This window comes from uncultured Ilumatobacter sp. (genome assembly GCF_963980585.1).
GTDB lineage: Bacteria > Actinomycetota > Acidimicrobiia > Acidimicrobiales > Ilumatobacteraceae > Ilumatobacter_A.
The window spans coordinates 13,642-34,647 of the sequence record NZ_CAXCAM010000029.1; the positions used below are offsets into that span (position 1 = coordinate 13,642).

Here is a 21,006-nt window from a genome sequence, read left to right on the forward strand (position 1 = left end):
TCACTCGGTACGCGGATCTGTGATGGTGACCTTGGCGCCGAAGAACGAGCACTCGGTGTCGGTCACGGTCACACTCGTGCCGTCACGGGTGAAGTTGCCCTGGACCTTGTCGGCGCAGTCCTGCAACGACGTGCGTTGGCTGTACACCGAGAATGCGAGGAGCAGCAGCACGGCGATGACGACCACCTTCTGCATGATCGTCTTCATCATCCACGCGGCAGCGAGCGAACCGACGAGAAACACGATCACGACCGTGATGGACAGGCTCTTGGCTGCATCGAGCGTGAGGGCGGACACGCTGCAAGCCTAATGGCGGGTCAGCACGGCGCTCTGTACGCTCGATGGCGATGAGCGACCAGCCGATCAACATGTCCTCGGGACTTCCGACCACCGTTCTTCCCGCACCAGACCCCGTCGATGCTCAACGGCTTGCCGAGGCGTTGGCGTTGCCCGAGGGGGAATGCCGAGCCGCTGTTGCCGCAGTGGTGGCGGCATCGCCACGATTCCTCGCTGGCTGGGCCGAACTGGGCGATCTCGGCCGCGACACGATGGAGCGCTACGCGGCCTACCGCGTCGGGTATCACCGGGGCCTCGACACCTTGCGGGCCAACGGCTGGCGGGGGAGTGGATACGTCAGGTGGGCAGAACCCACCAATCACGGATTTCTCCGAGCACTGCGGGGCCTGGGAGCCATGGCTGCGGAGATCGGCGAAACCGACGAGGCTGAACGGATCACACTGTTTCTCTTGCAGCTCGACCCGACTGGCATCCCACTCGAAACTGACTGACTGACTGCCGGGAGACACATGGAGCCTGTCGCAGGAGCAATCCTTGCCGGTGGCGCGAGCCGCAGAATGGGCCGGACGAAGGCGCTGATCGACGTCGACGGCGTCCCCATGGCGCAGTGCGTGGCACGCGCGCTCGCCGCCGGTGGGTGCAAAGATATTGCCCTGGTCGGCGGTTCGCCGTTGGAGCTTGCTGCGCTCGAGCTCCCCGTCGTCGCCGATGGCGTTCCCGGTGAAGGTCCACTCGGCGGCATCATCAGCGCACTGGGTCACTTCACCGAGGTGTCGCATGTGCTGGTTGCCGCCTGCGACTTGCCACTTCTCGATGCTGGAACCGTGCGCAACCTGCTGCATGCTGCCCAGGCCAATCCCGGACGCGCGGCAACGGCCGCTCAGACCGACCGGGTCGAGCCGGCGCTCGTTGTCTGGAGTCGCGCCTGCTTGGACGAGCTGGTCGCCCTCTTCGACGGCGGCGAACGGGCAGTCCACCGAGTGCTCGACCAGATCGACACCCAAACCGTTCAGGTCGCGTCTCGGGCGATGACCAACGTCAATCGGCCGCCGGACGTTCCGGGTTCCAGCGATGCAGGCCAGTAGGGTCGCGGCGTGGTCATTCCTGAAATAACGGTGGACGAACTCTTGCTCCTGCAGGCGGCCGGCGATGTCCGGCTCGTCGACGTGCGCGAAGACAACGAGTGGGTCGACAGTCACATCGAGTCTGCCGTCCACGTTGCTCTCGGAACGGTGCCTGACCGTCTCGACGCGTTCGGCGACGATGGCGCCACCGAGCCCACCTACGTGATCTGCAAAGTGGGCGGGCGCAGCTATCGGGCGTGTGAGTTCGCCGCTGCTCAGGGCAAGAACGTGGTCAACGTCGCCGGCGGGATGATGGCCTGGTGGGCCGGCGGCCAACATGCGGTCTCGGGTCGCTGACATGGCACGCTCCGGAGTGCGCAAGGATCGCGCAAGCAAACCAGCACAGAACGCCCCCGGCGAGATCGGCTACCAGTGGGTCGATACGCAGGAACATTTCGATGACGTCTTGACCGAGCTGCTCAATGTCGATCGGTACGCCCTCGACACAGAGTTCCATCGCGAGCGGACGTACTGGCCAAAGCTTGCACTGGTGCAAGTCGCCTGGCAGCCTGATGGTCGCGACGGTATTCAAGAATTGGCGTTGATCGACCCGCTCGCTGTTGACATCTCGGGGTTCGGCCGGCTTTTCGCCAGCGAGTCGCTGTGCGTCATCCACGCTGCTCAGCAGGACCTCGACGTGCTCACCCATGCGGTCGGCAGCGTTCCGAACCGGATGTTCGATACACAGCTCGCCGCTGGCTTCGTTGGCTACGGGACGCCGTCGCTCGTGGCGTTGCTCCAGGGGGAGATCAATATCACCCCGGCCAAAGGCGATCGGCTCACGGACTGGTTGCGGCGACCGCTGACCGAGAATCAATGCCAGTACGCGGCGATCGATGTCGAGTATCTGCTGGAGGTGCACGATCTGCTCGGGGCCACGCTCGAAGAGGCAGGCCGAACGCAGTGGGCCGACGACGCATGCGAAGAACTTCGGAACAGACCCGTCAGCGGAGCCAATCCAGAAGATGCATGGCTCCGGCTGAAGGACAGCCGATCGCTCCGGCCCGGTGCCCGTGCGGTGGCGCAGTCGGTAGCGGCGTGGCGCGAGCGCCGAGCGATGCGCGTCGACATCCCGGTTCGGCAGGTATTACCCGACCTTGCGATCCTCGGTGTGTCCCAGCGCAGCCCGTCAACTCTGAAAGAACTCACGCAGGCGCGGGGGATCGATGATCGCCACTCGCGAGGCGGAATTGCTGAGGAGCTGTTGCAGGCGGTGCAGGACGGCAAGGGCAACGAGCCGCCGGACGCGCCAGCATCACCCGATGACCTCGATCGGAACCTGCGACCGGCTGTCACGCTGGTGTCGGCGTGGGTCAGCCAACTCGCCCGCGATGAGAAAATCGACACCGTGCTCCTCGGTACACGAGCAGACATCGTGGCCTTTCTCCGCGGCGATGACGATGCCAGGCTGGCGCATGGTTGGCGGGCGGCGATGCTCGGTGAAGGCATTCAAGAACTGGTTGCCGGCAAAGCGGGGTTGACCTTCGAGGCAGGCCGACTCAAGCTGATTCCCGTCGCCTAACCACGTCCGGCCCCAGTGGCTTTGGGGTCGGGACCAGCCGTCACTCAGTTACTTGGGGTCGCAGTGACTTTGGGGTCGGGACCAGCCGTCACGCCTGCACTCAGCGGGCGGCCTGATGGATCGATGTGCGGAGTCGTGACCACAGGCGATCGAAGACTGCGATCGGCTCGGCTGCGCGGCTCGCGTAGGAGTGAATCGGTCGTCGTTCGCCGACCGCCTGATTGAAGATCACCCGCTGTGGCACCGATGGCTCCCAAATTGCCGATGAACCGACGATTCGGGTCAATTCAGCGATGCGGCGCTCGGCCTCTGACGACACCGCTGGGACACGGTTGAGAATGACTCCGGAGAGTTCGAGGTCAGGATTGTGGTCGTCCCATACGGCGTCGATGGCATCGGCGACGCCGCCGATACCGCGTAATCCAAGTGCAGAGGGTTCGACCACGACGAGCGCGTGACGCGCTGCGGTGAGTGCGTTCGTCGTGAGATTCCCGAGTGATGGCGGGCAGTCGATCAGAACGACTTCGTAGTCACCGATGCGGTTGGCGCCAAGCGCCTTGCGAAGTCGTGCGGCTCGCTTCGACTCTGCTTGCCCGCTCTCGAGGCGTTGGAGATCAGCCGTTGCAGGTACGACGTCGACGAGGTCTGACCATGCAGATGGCACAATTGCTCGTTTGATCGGCGCCTTTTCAAGCACATCGCCGACGGTGACGTCAACAGAATTGGGCTCAACACCCAGGACCCATGAGCTCGAACCCTGCGGATCCAGGTCGATCACCAGAACTCTGCGTCCAGCGGCAGCGGCGGCGGAGGCGAGGCCGAGTGTGACTGTTGTCTTTCCGACACCTCCCTTTTGGTTCAAGACTGCCACCGTGTGCATCATTGTGAATCGATCATACGGGGGTCAGAGTGGTGGAGTGTCCGCGAAATACCAGGACAGGCCGGTACAATCTGGCTCAATGTCAACTTTCTAGTGTGGGAGCCCTGTCGTGAAGAAGGGTCGTCATCGCCGATTCGAAGAGGCGAGAAAACTTAAGCAGTCCGGACCAGGAGCGTTCGATCTCGGCCTCGGTGGCCGCGACGACGTCGTGTCCAGTGACAACGAGTCATCTGGCGATGACGAGTACGCCGAGCTGGCCGCCAAGTACGGCGTCGAGTTCGACGACGACGACGACGAGTAGCCGCGCTTCGCCGTTCTGATCGGGCCTTTCAGCGCCTCACGACGGGATGCGCCAGCGGTACCCACTCGGTCCGTTCCAGCAATTCGACCATTTGGTCGTAGATCGGCGCGCCAATCAGCTCGACAATTTCGTCGCGGGCTGACCGATAGAGCGGCTCGCTGCCGACGAAGGCCTCGGGCTCTTCGGTGCACCACCAGCCGAAGTCTTCGCCCCCTGTTCCCCAGTCGCGGCGTTTCCACTCTCGCAATCGTGATGTGACATGACCTGACTCGTCGTTGGAATGTTCGAGCCGCAGTGGGACTTGCCAGCACACCTGCGGCTTCCAGTCCATCATTCGTTCGCCGTGATCATCGGCTGCGATATGCAGCGCGCACCCGGCGCCGCCTTCGAATCCGGGTCGGTTGAGGAAAATGCAGGCCTTGGTGCCTTCGTGGCGCACCAGCCGGGTCATGGTGGTCGGATTGCCCTCGTCGTCTGGGTCTCCGTCGCGCAGATAGCCGGGCTGTCCCTTCTTGGTGGTCGCCGCCTTGGCATGGAACTGCATGTGCTTGGGTTCCACACGGTCGAAGTAGGACTTCACGTTGTCAACATCGGCTTCATCAACGAAATGGGCGCCGAACGAGCAGCACCCCTGCATCAACTCAGGGGCAGGTTCGTCGAGGATGCCCTTGCAGCCGCAGCCGAAGATGCACATGTAGTTGGATCGCAGGTATGTCGCATCGAAGACCCACGTCCGGTGCTCATCAGGGTCGTCGAAGCTGATCCACTCGTGGACATCGATGGGCTGAGACTCAGATCCGCTCACGGCGATGCAAGCTACTGCCAGAACGCGGTGCAACCCATCGGCATACCTTCCACGTTGCTTGATGGGTCGCTCGGTAGGATCGGCGGCGATATGACGAGCACTTTCGAGGGCCAGATGACGGCCGACCAGTTGCGCGACACCTTCACGGGCTTCTTCGCGGCAAAGGACCACACCGTCGTGCAATCGGCGAGTCTCATTCCGCACGACCCGACGGTGCTGTTCAACGTTGCTGGCATGGTTCCGTTCAAGGACTACTTCGTCGGCAACGAGCAGCCGCCGTTCAAGCGGGCGACCGCCTCGCAGAAGTGTGCCCGCGCCGGCGGTAAGCACAATGATCTCGACGACGTTGGCCGGACGAAACGACATCTCGTGTTCTTCGAGATGCTCGGAAACTTCAGTTTTGGCGATTACTTCAAAGAAGCAGCGATTCCCTACGCCTGGGACCTGATGACCGAATCGGTCGAACAAGGCGGCCTCGGCTTCGATGGCGACAAGTTGTGGATCACGGTCCACGAGTCGGACGATGAAGCGGAGCACATCTGGCACGAGCAAGTCGGGGTGCCGATGGAGCGCATCCAACGATTGGGTGACAAGGACAACTACTGGCAGATGGGCGACACCGGCCCCTGCGGGCCGTGCAGCGAGATCCACATCGATCGGGGTCCTGCATTCGGCCCGGACGGTGGCCCACTGCTCGACCCGACCGGGGATCGTTTCATGGAACTCTGGAACCTCGTGTTCATGCAGTTCAACCAGTCAGCTGACGGGACACGCACGGCACTCCCCAAGCCGTCGATCGACACCGGAGCCGGCCTCGAACGCATCCTGGCCTTGAAGCAGGGCGTCGACTCGGTCTGGGAGACCGACCTGATGCAGCCGTTGATCGACGAAGCGCAGTCGATCACCGGACACAAGTACATCGTGGGCGACTACGACGACCGTGCGAGCTTTGCGATGCGCGTGCTCGCCGAGCATGCCCGTTCCAGCACGATGCTGGTCAACGACGGCGTGTTCCCCTCGAATGAGGCGCGCGGCTACGTGCTGCGCCGAATCATCCGTCGTGCCGTGCGTTTCGCGTACCTGCTCGGCACGGACAAGCTCGTCATGCCACGCCTTGTCGAGGTTGCCGGAAACGTCATGGGGCAGGCCTATCCGGACGTCACCAAGAACATGGGCTTTATTACCGACGTCATCGGCAAGGAAGAAGAACGCTTCCGTCACACGCTGAAGAACGGTCTGGCCATCCTTGATGGCGAGCTCAATGATGACACCGACAAACTCTCGGGTTCGACCGCGTTCCTGCTGCACGACACCTACGGTTTCCCGCTCGAACTCACACAGGAAATTGCGAGCGAACGCAGCATCGACGTCGACCTTGATGGTTTCAACGCCGATATGACCGCCCAGCGCCAACGCGCCAAGGCTGCCCAGAAGGGCGGCGCTGACGCTGGTGCAATCGAGGGCTTCCGTGACGTGCTCGACCAGTTCGGAGTCACTGAGTTCGTCGGCTACACCGACGATTTCGCAGACTGCCGCGTGCTTGCGATTCTCGACGGTCCCGCTGATGCCGACGGCAACGCAACGGTCGACATTTTTGTGGACCGCACGCCGTTCTACGCCGAATCCGGTGGCCAGATCGGCGATACCGGCACGATCACCACCGATTCGGGCACAGCAACGGTGCTCGACACCACCTTCGCATTGCCGAACCTGCGTCGCCACAATGCGCGTGTCACCGACGGCACCGTGAGCGTGGGCCAGACCGGCACGGCATCGATCGACGTCCTGCGCCGCGATGCGATTCGCCGCAACCACACCGCCACGCACCTGTTGCACTATGCGCTGCGCCACGTGCTCGGCGAGCATGTCAAGCAGGCCGGGTCAATGGTCGGTCCCGACCGGCTCCGGTTCGACTTCTCGCACTACGACGCAGTGACGCCGGCGCAGATCAAGCAGATCGAGGACATCGCCAACCACGAGACGTTGGGCAACATGCCGACGCGCATCTTCGAGACGACCAAGGATGAAGCCGAGGCGCTCGGCGCGATTGCGTTCTTCGGTGACAAGTACGGCGACATCGTTCGAGTGCTTGAGGCGGGCTCGACGATCGAACTGTGCGGGGGTACTCACGTTCGCGCCACCGGCGACATCGGGACGATCAAGGTGGTCAGCGAATCGTCGATCGGATCCAACCTTCGCCGGATCGAGGCGGTCAGCGGTGACGCCAGCGTCGCACTGCTCCAGCGCGACGAATCGCTCATTTCCGAGGTGGCGCAAATGGTCGGTACGCAAGCCGACGACTTGCTCGGAGGCGTGCAGCGCAAACTCGACGAGGTCAAGGGTCTCCAAGATGAGATCAAGGCGTTGCGATCCCAGCTCGCTGCGGGTCGCGCAAGCGAACTCGCTGATATCGCCGTGGAAGGTGTCGTCGTGACACAGGTCGACGGATTGTCACCAGGCGATTTGCGCGAATTGGCCATCGCCGTGCGCCAGACGCCGGGGATTCAGGTGGTCGTGTTGGTCGGCGAGACCGACACGGGCGGTGTGTCTCTTGTGGGCGCAGTCGCACCAGGCAACCCGAAACCTGCGTCCCTGCTGATCAAAGACGCCGCTCGTGCCGTTGGTGGCGGAGGCGGCGGCAAGGGCGACATCGCGACAGCAGGCGGCAAGGATCCGTCCGGCATCGCGGAGGCCCTGCGCATCGCTGCGGAGGCCGTTCCCCAGGTGCTGTGATCGGGCTCCTGTGAACGACTTGGAGCGTGTCCCCGGTGTCCGGGCGCTCGGAGTCGATCTCGGCTCGAAGCGTGTCGGCATCGCAGTCAGCGATTTGTCCGGCACGATCGCGTCGGCCCTGACCACCGTGTATCGGTCGAAGTCACGACGGCATGATCATGCCGAGATCGCGCGGCTGGTCAAGATCGAGGAGTGTGATGTCGTGGTGGTTGGCTTGCCACTGTCGCTTGATGGATCCGAGGGACCAGCAGCCCGGGGTGCCACCAAGGAGGCGAAACAGCTCGCTACCGTTGTCGGCGTGCCTGTGGAGATGTATGACGAGCGCTTCACCACGGTGACGGCCGAACAGGCGATGCGTGATGCTGGTCTCAGCGGCCAGCGGCAGCGCAAAATTGTGGACAAGATGGCTGCTGCGGTGATGCTGCAAGCATGGCTTGACCACCGCCGGAACACCTGGGGGCAATCATGACGCAGCTTGATCCGCTGCTGCCCGAGGCGCAGATCGACCCTGACAATCGGCCGGCGATGGACTGGCCGACCGATCCGTGGGACTCCACTGACCAAACCGGGCAGGTCGAGCGGCTTCGTCGGCAGACGCGGCCGCTGAAATGGCTCGCATACACCTCCATGGTGTTGGTCCTCGTCCTGATTCTCATTGCCGGCGTGGTCGGTTGGTGGTACCTCGGCAAGATCAACCCGGCCGGTGACCCAGGAGAGCTGCAGAACTTTGAGATCGCGCAAGACGCGACCTTCGAGTCGTTGACCGAACAACTTGTCGAGGACGGCTTTATTTCCGACGCTGCGGTGTGGTCGCGCTACGTCGAACGAGACGATGACGGTCTCGAGATCATTCCCGGCTTTTATCAACTCCGGCCCAACGATCACATGGGCAACGTCCTCGCACGACTGAAGACACCGCCAGCTCAGACCACGACGAATGTCACGTTCCCTGAGGGCTTTACGATCGATCGCATGGGTCGACGCGTCGACGCTGTGGTCGAGCGGATGGACGAAGCCGAATTCATTGCGGCGGCGACTGCGCCGAACGTCGCGACCAAATGGCTGCCCTTCGGAACGGGCAGCCTCGAAGGGTTGCTGTTCCCCGACACCTATTCGGTGTCGAACGCCGAATCCGAGGCCCAATTGCTCGATCGCATGGTCAGCCTCATGGAGCGCGTTGGCGAACAGGAAGACATCGAGTCGAAGGCAGCACAGCTCGGTTACACCCCCTATGAAGCGCTGATCGTCGCGTCGATGATCGAACGCGAGGCCGCTGTTCCCGAGGATCGAGCGAAGATCTCCCGCGTCATCCTCAATCGGCTGGCGGTGAGTCGGCTCAACCCGGACGATCCGTTCCTCCTCCAAATCGATGCGTCGGTGTACTACGGCCGTGATCAAACCAATGGCGACCCGAACCTGGACTTCAGCCAACTCCGGCAAATCGATACGCCGTGGAATACGTACACCCGACCAGGCCTGCCGCGAACGCCGATTGCAAACCCTGGACGCGCGTCGATCAGAGCCGCGCTGAATCCGGCTGCGAACCCAGCGCCAGGCGATCCCATTTGTCAGGATCTGGCAAATCCGTCGGAGTGCTTCTACTTCTTCTACGTGCTCGCTGACGAGGACGGCAGTCACGCATTTTCGGCAACCTTCGAGCAACACGAGGCGAACATTGCCCGGTATGCCGACGTCGAATTTGGTGGATGATGTTGATGGCGCAACACACAGGACCACGCATTGCAGCAGTCATCGGTTCGCCGGTCGCGCACAGTCTGTCGCCCGTCATCCATCAGGCGGCGTTCGACTCTGCCGGCGTTGACTGGGTGTACACGGCGTTCGACATCGCCCGGGGGAGCGCTGAAGAGGCAATCAGCGCGATGCGCCTCCTCGGTCTCGCTGGGCTGTCGGTCACGATGCCACACAAGTCCGATGTCGCTCGACTCGTCGATCGCCTCGAGCCGGCCGCTCGGGCACTCGATGCTGTAAATACAGTGAGCTGGGATGGTGACGAACTCGTGGGTTCAAGCACCGACGGGGCTGGATTTGTCGCCTCGCTTGCCGAGGCTGGTGTCGATGTCACCGATGCTCGTATTGCTGTGATCGGAGCCGGGGGCGCGGCGCGATCGGTGATCGACGCACTCGGCCGCGCCGGCGCTGCCGACATCACGGTGCTCAATCGCACGCAGGATCGTGCCGAACAGGCCGCAACGCTGTCACCAGCAGCATCTGTCGGGATCGTCAGTGATGTGACGCGAGCGGACATCGTCGTGAACGCAACAAGTGTGGGGATGGGCGTCGAACCCGGCGGTGCGACCTCCGTCGACATGGCGTGTGACCCCGGCCTCTTGCGAGCCGGACAGATCGTCGCCGATCTGGTGTATCACCCCCTTGAAACAGCGTGGATGCGTGCCGCGGTTGACATTGGCGCGACGACGATCGACGGACTCGGCATGCTTGTCCATCAGGCCGCGCTGCAGCAGGAGCGTTGGCTCGGCCATCGTCCCGACACGGCGCCAATGCGTGCGGCGGCTGTGACTGAACTCGCTGCTCGGCGAAACGCTCCCAGATAGCCTGACCAGATGCTTCGCTATCTCACCGCCGGTGAAAGCCATGGTCAGGGCCTCGTGGTCATCATGGAAGGCCTGCCCGCCGGCCTCGAGATCACGGTCGAGGAGATCCAGGCCGAGATGGGCCGTCGCCGGCTTGGATATGGTCGAGGCCCGCGCCAGCGCTTTGAGGCTGACGAGCTCACGCTGATCGGTGGCGTCCGCCATGGGCGCACCCTGGGGTCTCCGGTAGCCATTGAGATCAAGAACAGCGAGTGGTTCCGCAGCGACAAGTGGCACGACGAGATGTCGCCGGCCCCAGGCGCAACGAAGGACCCGCTGACACAGGTCCGGCCGGGCCACGCAGACCTGGCGGGCATGCAGAAGTACGGCTTCACCGACGCCCGTGACGTGCTCGAACGAGCCAGCGCTCGAGAGACCGCAGCGCGCGTCGCTGCTGGCGCGGTTGCCAAGAAACTGCTCAAGGCACTCGATATCGAGGTCATCTCGCACGTCATCCAGATGGGTGACGCCCGAGTCCCATCGTCTGCTGCTCGCCCGACGCCGAGTGAACTCCATCGAGTGGACGAGAACCAGGTGCGCTGCTTCGACGCCGATGCGTCCGAGGCAATGATCGCTGCCATTAAGGCTGCCGCGAAGGAAGGCGACTCGCTCGGCGGAGTCGTCGAAGTGCTGGCATTTGGGGTGCCTGTCGGGCTCGGCAGCCACGTCCACTGGGACCGCAAGATCGACGCCGCCTTTGCGCAGGCCGTGATGAGCATTCAGGCGGTGAAGGGTGTCGAAATCGGAGACGGTTTTGAGGTTGCCGGACGGCGGGGAAGTGCCGCTCACGACCCGATCAGCTGGGACTCCGACGCAAACGAATACCGGCGAGGCAGCACACTCGCCGGAGGTACCGAGGGCGGGATGACCACCGGCGAACTCGTGGTCGTGCGTGCAGCAATGAAGCCACTCGCCACGCTGAACAAGCCCACCCTTGAAACCGTCGACACCGCCACCAAAGAATCAGGCGTCTCGTTCAAGGAACGCACCGACGTGACGGCGGTTCCAGCGATGGGTGTCGTTGCCGAGACCATGGTGTCGCTGGTACTGGCAACCGAAGCTCAGCGCAAGTTCGGCGGCGACTCGATGGACGAGTTTGTTCGTAATGCCGAGTCTTTCAGCGCCAACTTGTCGTGAACGTCTGCGGCGCGAAGCACTTGGTGCTGGTCGGGATGATGGGCGCAGGAAAGTCCTCGGTCGGACGGGTGCTGGCGCGCAAGCTCGACCGCCCGTTGCTCGATTCCGATGAGCTGATCGAACAGCGCACCGGCCGTACCGTTCGGGAGATCTGGATGACGGACGGCGAGGCAGAGTTTCGTGAGCTGGAGACGAAGACACTCGTTGATGCGCTCAACGATGACGAGCCCTCGGTGGTCGCTGCTGCAGGTGGTGTGGTGCTTTCGGCGGCGAATCGGATCGCACTTGCAGAGAGCGATGCCCATGTGGTGTGGCTACTCGCGAACGTGGACGTGCTGATCGATCGAGTCAAGAACGGTGCGCATCGGCCGCTCCTCGACGACGACCCCGAGGCAATGTTGCGTGCGATGCACCGAGATCGTGACGAGCTGTATCGCGATGTCGCCGACGCAATCGTGTCGGTCGACAATCGGTCGGTGCACGATGTGGCCCAGGCGGTGCTTCGATGCGCCGGCTGAACGTTCCTCTCGGTGACCGCAGCTATGACGTCGTGGTTGGTCGGGGCGTGTCGGCCGAGCTCGCGTCGTTGCTTCCGGCGACTGCGCAGCGGGCGGCGGTGATCACCCAGGACGGTATTCCTGCAGAGATCGTCCTTCCTGGCCTCGATGTCGAGACGTTCGTGATCGGTCAGGGTGAGGGTGCCAAGACGCTCCACACCATCGAGACGCTGGTACGCGGGTTTGCAGGAATGGGCCTCACTCGGAACGACGTGGTGATCGGTGTCGGTGGTGGCATGGTTACCGATGTGGCGGGGTTTGCGGCGTCGACGTGGCACCGGGGCATCCCCGTCGTTCATGTGTCAACGAGTTTGCTCGGGATGGTCGATGCTGCGATTGGTGGCAAGACCGGCGTCAACTTGCCTGAAGGCAAGAATCTGGTCGGCGCGTATTGGCAGCCAACCGGTGTGCTGTGCGATCTCGACTTCCTCGACACGCTGCCGCCGCGCGAGATGCGCTGTGGTCTCGGCGAGATGGCGAAATATCACTTCCTCACCGGCGATGACCTGTTGGCGATGGATCTCGAAGCACGCGTCGCCCGGTGTATCGAGATCAAGGCCGAGGTCGTGGCATCGGACGAACGCGAAGGCGGCCGGCGTGCGCTGCTCAACTATGGGCACACATTTGCCCACGCGCTCGAGATCGCCACGCAACACGAACTGGCGCACGGTGAGGCCGTCGCGGTCGGTCTGATCTATGCCGCCGAGTTGGGGTTCGAGTTAGGTCGCATCGACGCTGCCCGAGTCCAAGGGCATCGGGCCGTGGTCGCAGGCGAGTACGACCTGATGACCAACCCGCCGCTCGGGCTCGATGCCGATGAGCTTGTGTCGCTGATGTATCGCGACAAGAAGGCTGTGGGCTCGGGCCTGACCTACGTGCTCGACGGTCCCGCTGGTCTTGAAGTGGTTTCAGGCGTCGGCGAGACACAGGTTCGCGCCGCAATGGCGCGCATCCTAGGCTGAACATCGACTCCGGAGGCCTGATGTTCAAGGCATCCCAGATTGACGGGCTCGACAGGATTGACGGGATCGACAGGTTCGCCGACGATGGTCGACGGCTGGGTCGGGCGGTTGGTAACTGAATCTGGCGTCAGGCAGGGACGAACGCCCGGGGGGCGCCCGTCGGTTGGCCTGAGGCTGGCCGAAAACGGCTCGAGGTTGGTCGAGAGGTAGGCATGAGGTTCGAGCCCGAAAGCCCCGCATGCCAACCGCCCCCGATACCAAACACTTGTTGGAGTGCCTACTGAGGGGGGGGGTGCCACCACCGGCCTGGGTGCCTGCAGGCTCGGGCTACGGGGTTACGAAAGATACGAAAGAAGTCCCCGAGCACTGCACAAACATCTACCAGGGCATCTACCACAGAGCTTTTCTGTGAGCCTGTGTGCCAGCCTCGGATAAACTGGGTCTACCAAAACGCAGAGGTCGCCGTCCGAAAGGGCAGCGGCTTCTGTGCTATCTGGGCTCAGAACGTGTCACGCACACGTCAACCCTGCGTGTTGATGCAGTTCCCACCGGTGGCGCCGTTACGCACAACTCGACGAAGTGGATGCTGGTTGGCCCGGTCTGGCAGGTTTCCGTCACCTCAGCCGGATCCACCATCGGCAATGATGGAGTGGTGGGAGACTACGCGCGGCGAGAAAGACCAATTCGAGTGACTCGCGAGATTTCCGCTCCGGCTGAAGTGGTCTGGGCCGTGATCGCGACGCCAGGGCACCTTGAGCATGTGCATCCATTTTGTGAGCACAACCCTGTGACGGAGTGGCCGGGGGCTGCGTCGCGCGACGAAATTCACTACCGAAGCGGCTGGGTGTATGAGAGGACTTTCACTCATTGGGTCGACGGTGTCGGCTACGACCTCGACATCGGCGCGCCGGGCGAACCGACCTCCCATGTCAGTTGGCGGATTTCCCCTCGACCACCTGGGGCCTGCAACTTGGCAATCAGCGTGTGGCCACGATCGCTTACTCGCATCCGTGGGCTGCAGTATCTTCTTCGACTTTTGGTCCTCGGTCCAATGATGCGCCGTTACTTGCGTTCGGTAACGAAGGGCGTGGAATGGTTCGTGACGCAAGGCGAGCCAGTGAGGGCAAACCAATTTGGAACTCACCAGTGGTTCTCGCAGCGGTGATCACGAGTTACCACGGTCTCTGATCGATCAGGCCCGGCACCACTACGGAACTGGCGGGGCCTCGTTGGCTCCGTCAGCGACGAAAACGCAGGGGCCGCCGTCCGATTCATGTCGGCGTCACGAAGTGCGTGGGTTTAAGGTCGAGCGCAGCGACAGCTACCGCTGGGCCGAGGACATCACCGCCTGAAGGTCAGTGTTCGACTCAATGCTGCGGTCGGCGTACCTGATGGCGTCGCGAACCTCGCCAACGGGTAACTAGCCATTGACCTAGTGGCGGCGATGTAGCTGCCGACCCGTACACAAACGAGCACGCCTTGATAAATGCGCTCCTTCAACGGTGATCAAGGCGTGCTTCGTTTTTCGCCGAGGCTGGAGCGCATGCGCACACAGAAGCATGGAGCCTTTGCCACCGCCTGTTCCCCGACGATCCGATCGGAGTCGTGTTCTCAGTCTGGAGGCTTTTGCCGAGCAAATCCCACACAATTTTCTGATGACAGCGCGACACGACTAGACCGCACGCATGTTCACATCAAGAAAATTTTGCGCCCAGAACGTTAGTGATGGTTTCATCATCCATTAGGGGCGTTATGACGATCTCAATCATTCCGTTCCAGTCAAGCGCATAGTCTCCCAGGGCGCCCGCGTCTGTGGATTCGAGAATCGCAAAGCCGCCAGTTCCGTCAACATTGTGATACCGCGACACAAGCGTTGCGCCCTCCGGTGGCATGCCACCAGTAGCCATAAACTGTTTGATGGTGTTGTCTCTGGCTTCCGGCGAATGGGTCCAGGCAAATTTGAATAGCATATTGCTCTCCTTTTAAAGGCGGCTCAAGTCGGCCGCATGTTCAGACTAACGAGTCGTTCCGAGCAGTTTTGTTGCCAGATTGTTAAGTCCGGGTTAAGGCGTCCGAGGTAGGAATCTGATGGCTCGCCGTGGCCAGGCCGAGCCCGACTGCCAGTTTCTGTCTGTCCGCGCTGGCTTGGCGCTCCCAAGCTACGACGTGCCACAGGAAGATCGCTCAGCCTGAGAACTGGATGCTCCACGCCTCGGGTTCGACGCCCGCTGGCACTTCACGGCGTTGATGTTGACTGGGTGTGCGAGTGGTAGCGACTCCGTCTCGACGACGATTGAACCGGAGACGACGATCGCGCCGACGACACACCCGCTCGGAAATGTCGCAGGGCGCAATTTCGACTTTGAGTGGCAGGCCTGGACGTGTGAGCTCGATACGGACCTGAACAGCGTCGACCTGGCCAGGTCAACCTGCGCGATCCGATTCTGGAACGAGTGGACCTGACCGGCGCGGACTTGGACAAGGCGAACCTGCCCGACGCGAAACTGCAGTACGCGAACCTGACAGTCGCTCAGCTGTCCGGCGCAAAGACGTGACTGGTCGTCATCACACCGTTTGTACGGTGGAACTAGCTCCACGCTTATGTTCTGATTAGCCATCACTGCCCCTCCGTCTGAAAATTCATCGAAAAAACAGCAACGTCCCCGTCAAGGGCGCCTGAGCTGGGGTTTAGTAAATAAAAGGCACATGATTCGGGTTTCGGTTGTCCCAGATTTGGTCGATTGAGAGGTTGTCCCAAATGACTGATCACGTGGCGGACTGTGCCGGTCCGAGCCGCCACCGCACTTAAAATTCGAGATTCTTTGGGAACTTTCAGGGTCGCACTGAAAGCACTCAGGGGGTGGCACTAAATCTCTTGCCTCTTAGACGTGGTGTCGCTGCAGGAAGAGTCCGCTCTTGGTCGACGGTATGGAACGTCGACAGTGTCGAAGGATCTTTCCCAGCGGGCCCAGACCCTGCTTGCGATGCAGGTCAACGGCGAACCGTTGCATCTCGACCACGGCTTTCCGATCCGGCTGATTGCCCCAGCACGGCTCGGTGTCAATCAAACCAAGTAGCTCGTCAAGGTGATTGTTCGATGAACGACACAACCCGGTGACCAACACAGCGACCAAGCCGGTGACCCGGGCAGCAAGTACGGCGCCCTGTTCTGGGTTGGCACCCTCCTCGGATGGGTGATCATCGGGTACGGCGCGCCCCTGATGCTTTCCGACGACGAGGCCGAATGGTTCAACATCGTTCGCTTGGTCACGATCGGCATCATCGCCCACGACATCGTGTGGCAATCGTTGTCTGTCGTTGCCGGCTTGCTCATATCGAAGATCATCGGCCGAGCGATTCCCTTCTGGGTTCGCTGGGCGGGCTGGACCACGGCGATCATCGTCGCTATGCGGTGGCCGGTTGGACGCCGCTACGGAGATCGTCTCAACAACGACACGATCTTGCCGCGCAACTACACGAACTCCATCGTGATCCTGCTCGCCGTCATCTGGATCGGCGCTGCGGCCTATGGGTTTGCATCCTCGCGTCGCTCGCTTTAGCGCTCCGAGGGGTAAACCACGCCGACCTGCTGGCGTACCTCGTCAAGCAGCTGCATGGTCCGCAGCGTCGCATCCCACGTGACCACATTGCTGTGAATGTGGCCATCGCGAATGCGCTCCATCGCATGCGCTGCCTCGTGGGCCAGGCCCTCGCTGGGCATCTCGACGTGTTGTGGATCAGCCCCGAGGGAGTGCACCGTGAACGAAGAGGTGAACCAGAAAGGTGGGTCCACATCGATCCGGCCCGTGGTTCCGACGATTCGGGCACCGAGCCCACTGACCGCGTCGAGCGACGTCTGGAACGTACTCAACGCTCCGCTCGGAAACGCCGCAACTCCCGCCACAGTCGCATCGACTCCGCCGGCGGTGAGCCGGCCGATCGCCTTGACCTCATCTGGGTACTCGCCGAGGACGAAACACGGAAAGGTCAGCGGGTAGATGCCCAGGTCGAGCAGCGCGCCGCCGGCAAGATCGGCTTGGCGGTGGCGACCGTCGGGATCAGAGATGTCCAAACAAAAGTCTGCATCGACGCTGACGATCTCGCCGATCTCGCCGGCGTTGACTCGTCGGCGAATGTCGACGACGGCAGGAATGAACCATGTCCACATTGCCTCCATCAGGAACCGATTGTTTCGACGCGCCGAGTCGATCATTTCCCCGGCCTCGGCCGCGTTGAGCGCAAAGGCCTTCTCGCACACGACGTGTTTGCCGGCGTTGAGCGCGGCCATCGTCATATCGTGGTGTTCGCTGTGCGGCGACGCGACATAGATGATGTCGACGTTCGGGTCAGCGCAGAGATCGGTGTGCGACGGATGGGCGCGTTCGATGTCGAACTCGGACGCGAACCGATCAGCTGACTCTTGGGATCGCGAGCCGACCGCAACAACCTCGGCATGTGGCAACGTGCGAAGTGCTCGGGTCATCTGCTCGGCGATACCGCCGGTTGATGCGATTCCCCAGCGCAGGGGAGTGGTCGAAGTATCGGACATGGCGCTGATACTTGCATTCGCGAGCGGTTCAGGAACTGCTGAGAAGGGCTTCGATCCATTGGGCGACGGCGTCATCGACATTCGTGCCGATCACGAGGTCAGCTGCAGAGCGGGCCAACGATGAACCGTTGCCCATGGCGATGCCGAGGCCTGCCCACTCGAGCAGCGCCGCGTCGTTGTGGTTGTCGCCGAGTGCCACCACATCGCGCCGATCGATTCCCCAACGGCTGCACAGCTCTGCCACCGCAGTTGCCTTGTTGATGCCGACGCCGGTGATCTCGACGAACTGCACTCCGCTGGTCGAGACGGTCAACGGGTCAACCATCCGCGGCACGAGAAACTCGCGCAGTTCCTCCTGTTCGATCTCCGGATGGCGGACCATGATTTTCGTGGTGCGGTCCGACATGATCGGGCGGCGTGCAAGGCCACGCTCTTCGCCGAGGTCTTCGTGCACGAATGCGATGTCGTCAAACGCATCGTCCCACCCATTGCCATGGTCCGTTTCCCAGCAGAACGCAAACCGGTCGTCGATGGCCGACACGCACGCGAGCAGTCGCTCGACCATTGCCGGATCGATCGGAAATCGATCAGTGGTGTGGCCAGTCGGAAGGTCGTGGATCAGTGACCCGTTCGAGCAGACTGCAGTGTCGATCACTTCGACGGGGGCAAGTCGTGGCACCGCGGACGTGGTCGATCGACCGGTTGCGGCGATGACATGAATACCGGCGCCAACTGCAGCTTGTACTGCCGCAATGGTGCGCGGCGTGAGCGCGTGCTCAGGTCCGAACAGCGTGCCATCCAGGTCGCTAGCGATCAGCCGGACGGGTCGTCTCCGGGTCAATGAATCGTCCGGAAGCCGTACCATGCGAGCACGACGATACCGAGGCCGACGACGAGCTGGACCAGCGCCTTCTCACGCCGAACGAGCCACACCAGCAGACCAAACACCACCAGCGTGACGATGACCTGAGCGACAACGCCTGCATCGGTCTGCGGGGACCACAGGTCACCGACGGTCGAAGCGGGTACCGCCCTCAACTGGTGCCACGCTTGCGACGTTTGGCGACTCGACCGCGCATCATTGCCCACCATTCGCGCGGGAGGCTCCGGAACGTCGCGGTGGCGAACTCATCGGCGATGAACCCGATTGCCTGTGAGTAGGCAGGGTACGGGTGCACGGTGCCGAACAGCTTGCGGAGCCCGATGCCGTTGTCGATCATGATCGTGAACATGCCGATCATCTCGGCTGCATCGGGAGCGACGATCGCGGCGCGCAGGATCTTTCCAGTGAAACGTTCGGCGTCGACGGCAACAAAGCCGTGCTCAACATCGTCGGTCAGCCCGCGATCGATGTCCTTCAAGTGCTTGACCAGGCGAATCCGCCCCGTCTCAGGCAGCGCATCGAGTTCGGTCACGGTCAGGCCGACCGACGCGATCTGCGGCCGGCAGTACACAGCGCTAGGCAGCGCTCGGGCGTTCCCGATCTTGGGCAGCGGCAGCGCAATGGCTCGAATCGTGCGACGCGCGATCGAGTTCGCCCCGTGCGTCGTTGCGGTATTTCCGGTGACGTCACCGACGGCGTACACGCCGTCGACGGACGTCCGGCCCCAGTCGTCGGCGATAATGCCGTTCCGTGCGAGGTCGACGCCGGCATCTTCGAGGCCCAGCCCGGCGAGCTTTGGATGACGACCGATGCCGATCAGCACCTTGTCAACGCCGACAATCTCGTCGCCGTTGGTGAGGTGGGCCGTCTGCAGTGCCTCGTCGAAGCGTTCGATCGATGCCGACGTATGCGTGTGTGCTCCCCGAACGCGCAGCGCTGCCTCGATGGTGGACGACACCAGAGGGTCCTCCGTGCCGATCAACCGTTCTGCAAGCTCGACGATGTGAACCTCGCTCCCGAGGTCGAGAAAGGCCGTAGCCATCTCGAGGGAGATCACGCCCCCGCCGACCAACACGATGGTGTCGGGGACGGTCTCCATCTCGAAAATATTCTCGTTGGTGAGGACGCGCTCGGGCCCGAGACCCTCGACCGGAATTTCGATCGGTTTCGAACCGGTGCTCACGATCACGTTCTCGGCGTGGACCTCAACGTCCCCATCGGGTCCGCTCACACAGACGACGTGCGCGCCGTTCTCTGACTTGGTGAGGCGTGCCCAGCCGCGCACGAGATGAATGTGGTCGTGCGTTTCCATCTCGACGTCTTCGTCAGCTGCAAGCCCATCGCGCCGCGCCCGAACCCAGGCGAGTGGATCATCCACGCCTGCTTCAGCGGCGTGCAGCAACGCCTTGGACGGAATACACCCAACGTTCGTGCAGTCGCCGCCGATCTTGTCGCCTTCGATCAGCACGATGTCGTGGCCGAAGTTCGACAAACCGGTCGCCATGGTCAAGCCACCCGAGCCAGCGCCAATCACGGCGGCCTTGTAGGTGGTCAGGGGGTCGTGGCCAATCATGTGGTGCTCGGTTCTGTGGAGAGACGGTGCGTCGCGCTGGGCATAGCTTGCCGTCGTTTGGCCGCGCGTGCGATCACGAGGCTGCTCACGAAGATCACAACGCTCAGGACTAGCGCGATGGGGTCGATGCCGCCGAGTCCCTGATCGACGCGTTCCAGCGAGGCGCCGAGGAGCACGAACGAGATCGTGCCGGGCAGCGAGCCGATTGCTGTGGCCATGATGAACGGCACGTACCGGATGCGCAGTGCGCCGGCGGCGTAGTTGACGAGGTCGTAGGGAAGAAACAGAAAGCGCATCACGAGCACGGTCTCGAAACTGTTGTCGCGCATCGTGTTCGACCAACGCGAGACCAGCGAGGATGCCGCTTGATCGCCCCGTTCGCCCACCTGGCCGCCTGGGGCGTGACCAAGTAATCGGCCCACAAGGTAGGCAAGAGTTGCTGAGCCATTGGACGCGACGATCACGATGACAACGCCCGCGACTGGGCCGAAGAGCACGCCGCCGACGATGGTGAGGACCGATGCCGGGAACAACACGAGCGGGCGGGCAAGGTAGACCGCGACGTATGCGACAACGCCCCACCAGGCGAATTCAACGGTGTCGATAAACGCCTGCGCAGCACCTGTGGTTGAGAGCCCGCTCGACGTCTGGTACTGCCACCAGGCCATGATCGCGGCGACCCAGATCGCCATCACCATGCCCCGCCGCGTCCAGACTTGCCAACGGGCCACCGACCCGTCGGCATGAGTCTCGGCATGCGGCATTGCGTTCATCAGAATGTCCCAACAGGATCATTGCCGCTCGACATTCCGCGATGACGGCTGTTTCGTGTTTGGTTCGCAACCAACTATGTGAGCGCGCCTCAATATGGTGCAGCTCACCGACTCTCCCCGCCGAATGACTCGATTCCCGTGGGAGCACCACATGCAGATCAATCTTGCCGTCGTGAGCGGCATCATGTCCAACGAGCCCATTCACCGCGAACTGGCCAACGGAGACCTGATCGTTCAGTTCGACCTCAGCACCTGCGTCGACCACGACGGGCGGGCAGCCAATGTTTCGGTGCCGGTG

The 21,006-nt window shown here is 62.4% G+C and carries 25 protein-coding genes; 16 read left to right on the plus strand and 9 right to left on the minus strand.

From position 1 onward, the window contains the following. Positions 1-297: a hypothetical protein gene (locus tag ACH2DW_RS10440; RefSeq protein ID WP_394929685.1), complete on the minus strand. Its 297-nt coding sequence runs from the start codon at positions 295-297 to the stop codon at positions 1-3. 50 nt (positions 298-347) lie between these two features. On the opposite strand from ACH2DW_RS10440, the gene ACH2DW_RS10445 reads away from it, so the two are divergent. The 4 genes from ACH2DW_RS10445 to ACH2DW_RS10460 are packed head-to-tail and all read left to right on the plus strand — an operon-like array spanning position 348 to position 2,943. Beyond that, the gene (locus tag ACH2DW_RS10445; RefSeq protein WP_394929686.1) at positions 348-788 is read left to right on the plus strand and encodes a DUF3151 family protein; all 441 of its coding nucleotides are present in this window, start codon (positions 348-350) and stop codon (positions 786-788) included. Positions 789-806: 18 nt separating this feature from the next. Beyond that, the gene (locus tag ACH2DW_RS10450) at positions 807-1,382 is read left to right on the plus strand and encodes a molybdenum cofactor guanylyltransferase (protein ID WP_394929687.1); all 576 of its coding nucleotides are present in this window, start codon (positions 807-809) and stop codon (positions 1,380-1,382) included. A gap of 9 nt (positions 1,383-1,391) precedes the next feature. After that, the gene (locus ACH2DW_RS10455) at positions 1,392-1,718 is read left to right on the plus strand and encodes a rhodanese-like domain-containing protein (protein WP_394929688.1); all 327 of its coding nucleotides are present in this window, start codon (positions 1,392-1,394) and stop codon (positions 1,716-1,718) included. Position 1,719: 1 nt separating this feature from the next. Beyond that, positions 1,720-2,943: a ribonuclease D gene (locus tag ACH2DW_RS10460; protein ID WP_394929689.1), complete on the plus strand. Its 1,224-nt coding sequence runs from the start codon at positions 1,720-1,722 to the stop codon at positions 2,941-2,943. Between the two features lie 100 nt (positions 2,944-3,043). Here the strand turns inward: ACH2DW_RS10460 and ACH2DW_RS10465 are convergent, their stop codons facing one another. Continuing rightward, the gene (locus tag ACH2DW_RS10465) at positions 3,044-3,814 is read right to left on the minus strand and encodes a ParA family protein (protein ID WP_394929690.1); all 771 of its coding nucleotides are present in this window, start codon (positions 3,812-3,814) and stop codon (positions 3,044-3,046) included. 118 nt (positions 3,815-3,932) lie between these two features. On the opposite strand from ACH2DW_RS10465, the gene ACH2DW_RS10470 reads away from it, so the two are divergent. Continuing rightward, positions 3,933-4,124, plus strand: a complete 192-nt coding sequence (locus tag ACH2DW_RS10470) for a hypothetical protein (protein ID WP_394929691.1) — start codon at positions 3,933-3,935, stop codon at positions 4,122-4,124. A gap of 28 nt (positions 4,125-4,152) precedes the next feature. Here the strand turns inward: ACH2DW_RS10470 and ACH2DW_RS10475 are convergent, their stop codons facing one another. Next, positions 4,153-4,929: a hypothetical protein gene (locus tag ACH2DW_RS10475; protein WP_394929692.1), complete on the minus strand. Its 777-nt coding sequence runs from the start codon at positions 4,927-4,929 to the stop codon at positions 4,153-4,155. 90 nt (positions 4,930-5,019) lie between these two features. On the opposite strand from ACH2DW_RS10475, the gene alaS reads away from it, so the two are divergent. From alaS to ACH2DW_RS10515, 8 genes are all read left to right on the plus strand, one after another. Continuing rightward, on the plus strand, positions 5,020-7,662 hold the full coding sequence (alaS, locus tag ACH2DW_RS10480; protein ID WP_394929693.1) for an alanine--tRNA ligase: 2,643 nt from the start codon (positions 5,020-5,022) through the stop codon (positions 7,660-7,662). Positions 7,663-7,672: 10 nt separating this feature from the next. Further along, on the plus strand, positions 7,673-8,131 hold the full coding sequence (ruvX, locus tag ACH2DW_RS10485) for a Holliday junction resolvase RuvX (RefSeq protein ID WP_394929694.1): 459 nt from the start codon (positions 7,673-7,675) through the stop codon (positions 8,129-8,131). After that, entirely contained in the window at positions 8,128-9,372 is a 1,245-nt protein-coding gene (gene mltG, locus ACH2DW_RS10490; RefSeq protein ID WP_394929695.1) for an endolytic transglycosylase MltG, read from the plus strand. The genes ruvX and mltG overlap by 4 nt, the downstream gene beginning before the upstream one ends. A gap of 5 nt (positions 9,373-9,377) precedes the next feature. Then, positions 9,378-10,235 (plus strand): shikimate dehydrogenase, encoded by an 858-nt coding sequence (aroE, locus tag ACH2DW_RS10495; RefSeq protein ID WP_394929696.1) that lies wholly within the window; start codon positions 9,378-9,380, stop codon positions 10,233-10,235. A gap of 9 nt (positions 10,236-10,244) precedes the next feature. Then, positions 10,245-11,411 (plus strand): chorismate synthase, encoded by a 1,167-nt coding sequence (gene aroC / locus ACH2DW_RS10500; protein WP_394929697.1) that lies wholly within the window; start codon positions 10,245-10,247, stop codon positions 11,409-11,411. Then, positions 11,408-11,929, plus strand: a complete 522-nt coding sequence (locus ACH2DW_RS10505; RefSeq protein WP_394929698.1) for a shikimate kinase — start codon at positions 11,408-11,410, stop codon at positions 11,927-11,929. Before aroC ends, ACH2DW_RS10505 begins: the two co-directional genes overlap by 4 nt. Continuing rightward, positions 11,917-12,930 carry a 3-dehydroquinate synthase family protein gene (locus tag ACH2DW_RS10510; RefSeq protein WP_394929699.1) on the plus strand — a complete coding sequence of 338 codons (1,014 nt, stop codon included), beginning with the start codon at positions 11,917-11,919 and terminating at the stop codon, positions 12,928-12,930. The genes ACH2DW_RS10505 and ACH2DW_RS10510 overlap by 13 nt, the downstream gene beginning before the upstream one ends. 583 nt (positions 12,931-13,513) lie before the next feature. Beyond that, complete coding sequence (locus ACH2DW_RS10515; RefSeq protein WP_394929700.1) at positions 13,514-14,095, plus strand: SRPBCC family protein; 582 nt, start codon at positions 13,514-13,516, stop codon at positions 14,093-14,095. 529 nt (positions 14,096-14,624) lie between these two features. On the opposite strand, the gene ACH2DW_RS10520 is transcribed toward ACH2DW_RS10515, so the two are convergent. Then, the gene (locus ACH2DW_RS10520; protein WP_394929701.1) at positions 14,625-14,900 is read right to left on the minus strand and encodes a DUF3303 domain-containing protein; all 276 of its coding nucleotides are present in this window, start codon (positions 14,898-14,900) and stop codon (positions 14,625-14,627) included. A 483-nt stretch (positions 14,901-15,383) separates the two neighbouring features. Between ACH2DW_RS10520 and ACH2DW_RS10525 the strand changes: the two genes are divergently transcribed. From ACH2DW_RS10525 to ACH2DW_RS10535, 3 genes are all read left to right on the plus strand, one after another. After that, positions 15,384-15,485: a pentapeptide repeat-containing protein gene (locus ACH2DW_RS10525; protein ID WP_394929702.1), complete on the plus strand. Its 102-nt coding sequence runs from the start codon at positions 15,384-15,386 to the stop codon at positions 15,483-15,485. A 333-nt stretch (positions 15,486-15,818) separates the two neighbouring features. Next, positions 15,819-16,007 carry a molybdopterin-dependent oxidoreductase gene (locus ACH2DW_RS10530; protein WP_394929703.1) on the plus strand — a complete coding sequence of 63 codons (189 nt, stop codon included), beginning with the start codon at positions 15,819-15,821 and terminating at the stop codon, positions 16,005-16,007. A gap of 144 nt (positions 16,008-16,151) precedes the next feature. Next, positions 16,152-16,490 carry a hypothetical protein gene (locus ACH2DW_RS10535; protein WP_394929704.1) on the plus strand — a complete coding sequence of 113 codons (339 nt, stop codon included), beginning with the start codon at positions 16,152-16,154 and terminating at the stop codon, positions 16,488-16,490. Here the strand turns inward: ACH2DW_RS10535 and ACH2DW_RS10540 are convergent. Genes ACH2DW_RS10540 through ACH2DW_RS10560 form a run of 5 tightly spaced genes read right to left on the minus strand, consistent with a single transcriptional unit; the run spans position 16,487 to position 20,708 of the window. Next, positions 16,487-17,479, minus strand: coding sequence for a Gfo/Idh/MocA family protein (locus tag ACH2DW_RS10540; RefSeq protein WP_394929705.1), 993 nt, complete (start codon positions 17,477-17,479; stop codon positions 16,487-16,489). The two genes, ACH2DW_RS10535 and ACH2DW_RS10540, sit on opposite strands and share 4 nt — an antisense overlap. A 28-nt stretch (positions 17,480-17,507) precedes the next feature. After that, a complete protein-coding gene (locus ACH2DW_RS10545; protein WP_394929706.1) occupies positions 17,508-18,344 on the minus strand; it encodes a Cof-type HAD-IIB family hydrolase in 837 nt (278 codons plus the stop codon). Further along, entirely contained in the window at positions 18,317-18,517 is a 201-nt protein-coding gene (locus tag ACH2DW_RS10550) for a hypothetical protein (protein ID WP_394929707.1), read from the minus strand. Before ACH2DW_RS10550 ends, ACH2DW_RS10545 begins: the two co-directional genes overlap by 28 nt. After that, positions 18,514-19,935 (minus strand): dihydrolipoyl dehydrogenase family protein, encoded by a 1,422-nt coding sequence (locus ACH2DW_RS10555; protein WP_394929708.1) that lies wholly within the window; start codon positions 19,933-19,935, stop codon positions 18,514-18,516. Before ACH2DW_RS10555 ends, ACH2DW_RS10550 begins: the two co-directional genes overlap by 4 nt. Then, positions 19,932-20,708, minus strand: a complete 777-nt coding sequence (locus ACH2DW_RS10560) for a TVP38/TMEM64 family protein (protein ID WP_394929709.1) — start codon at positions 20,706-20,708, stop codon at positions 19,932-19,934. Before ACH2DW_RS10560 ends, ACH2DW_RS10555 begins: the two co-directional genes overlap by 4 nt. Positions 20,709-21,006 lie beyond the last annotated feature (298 nt).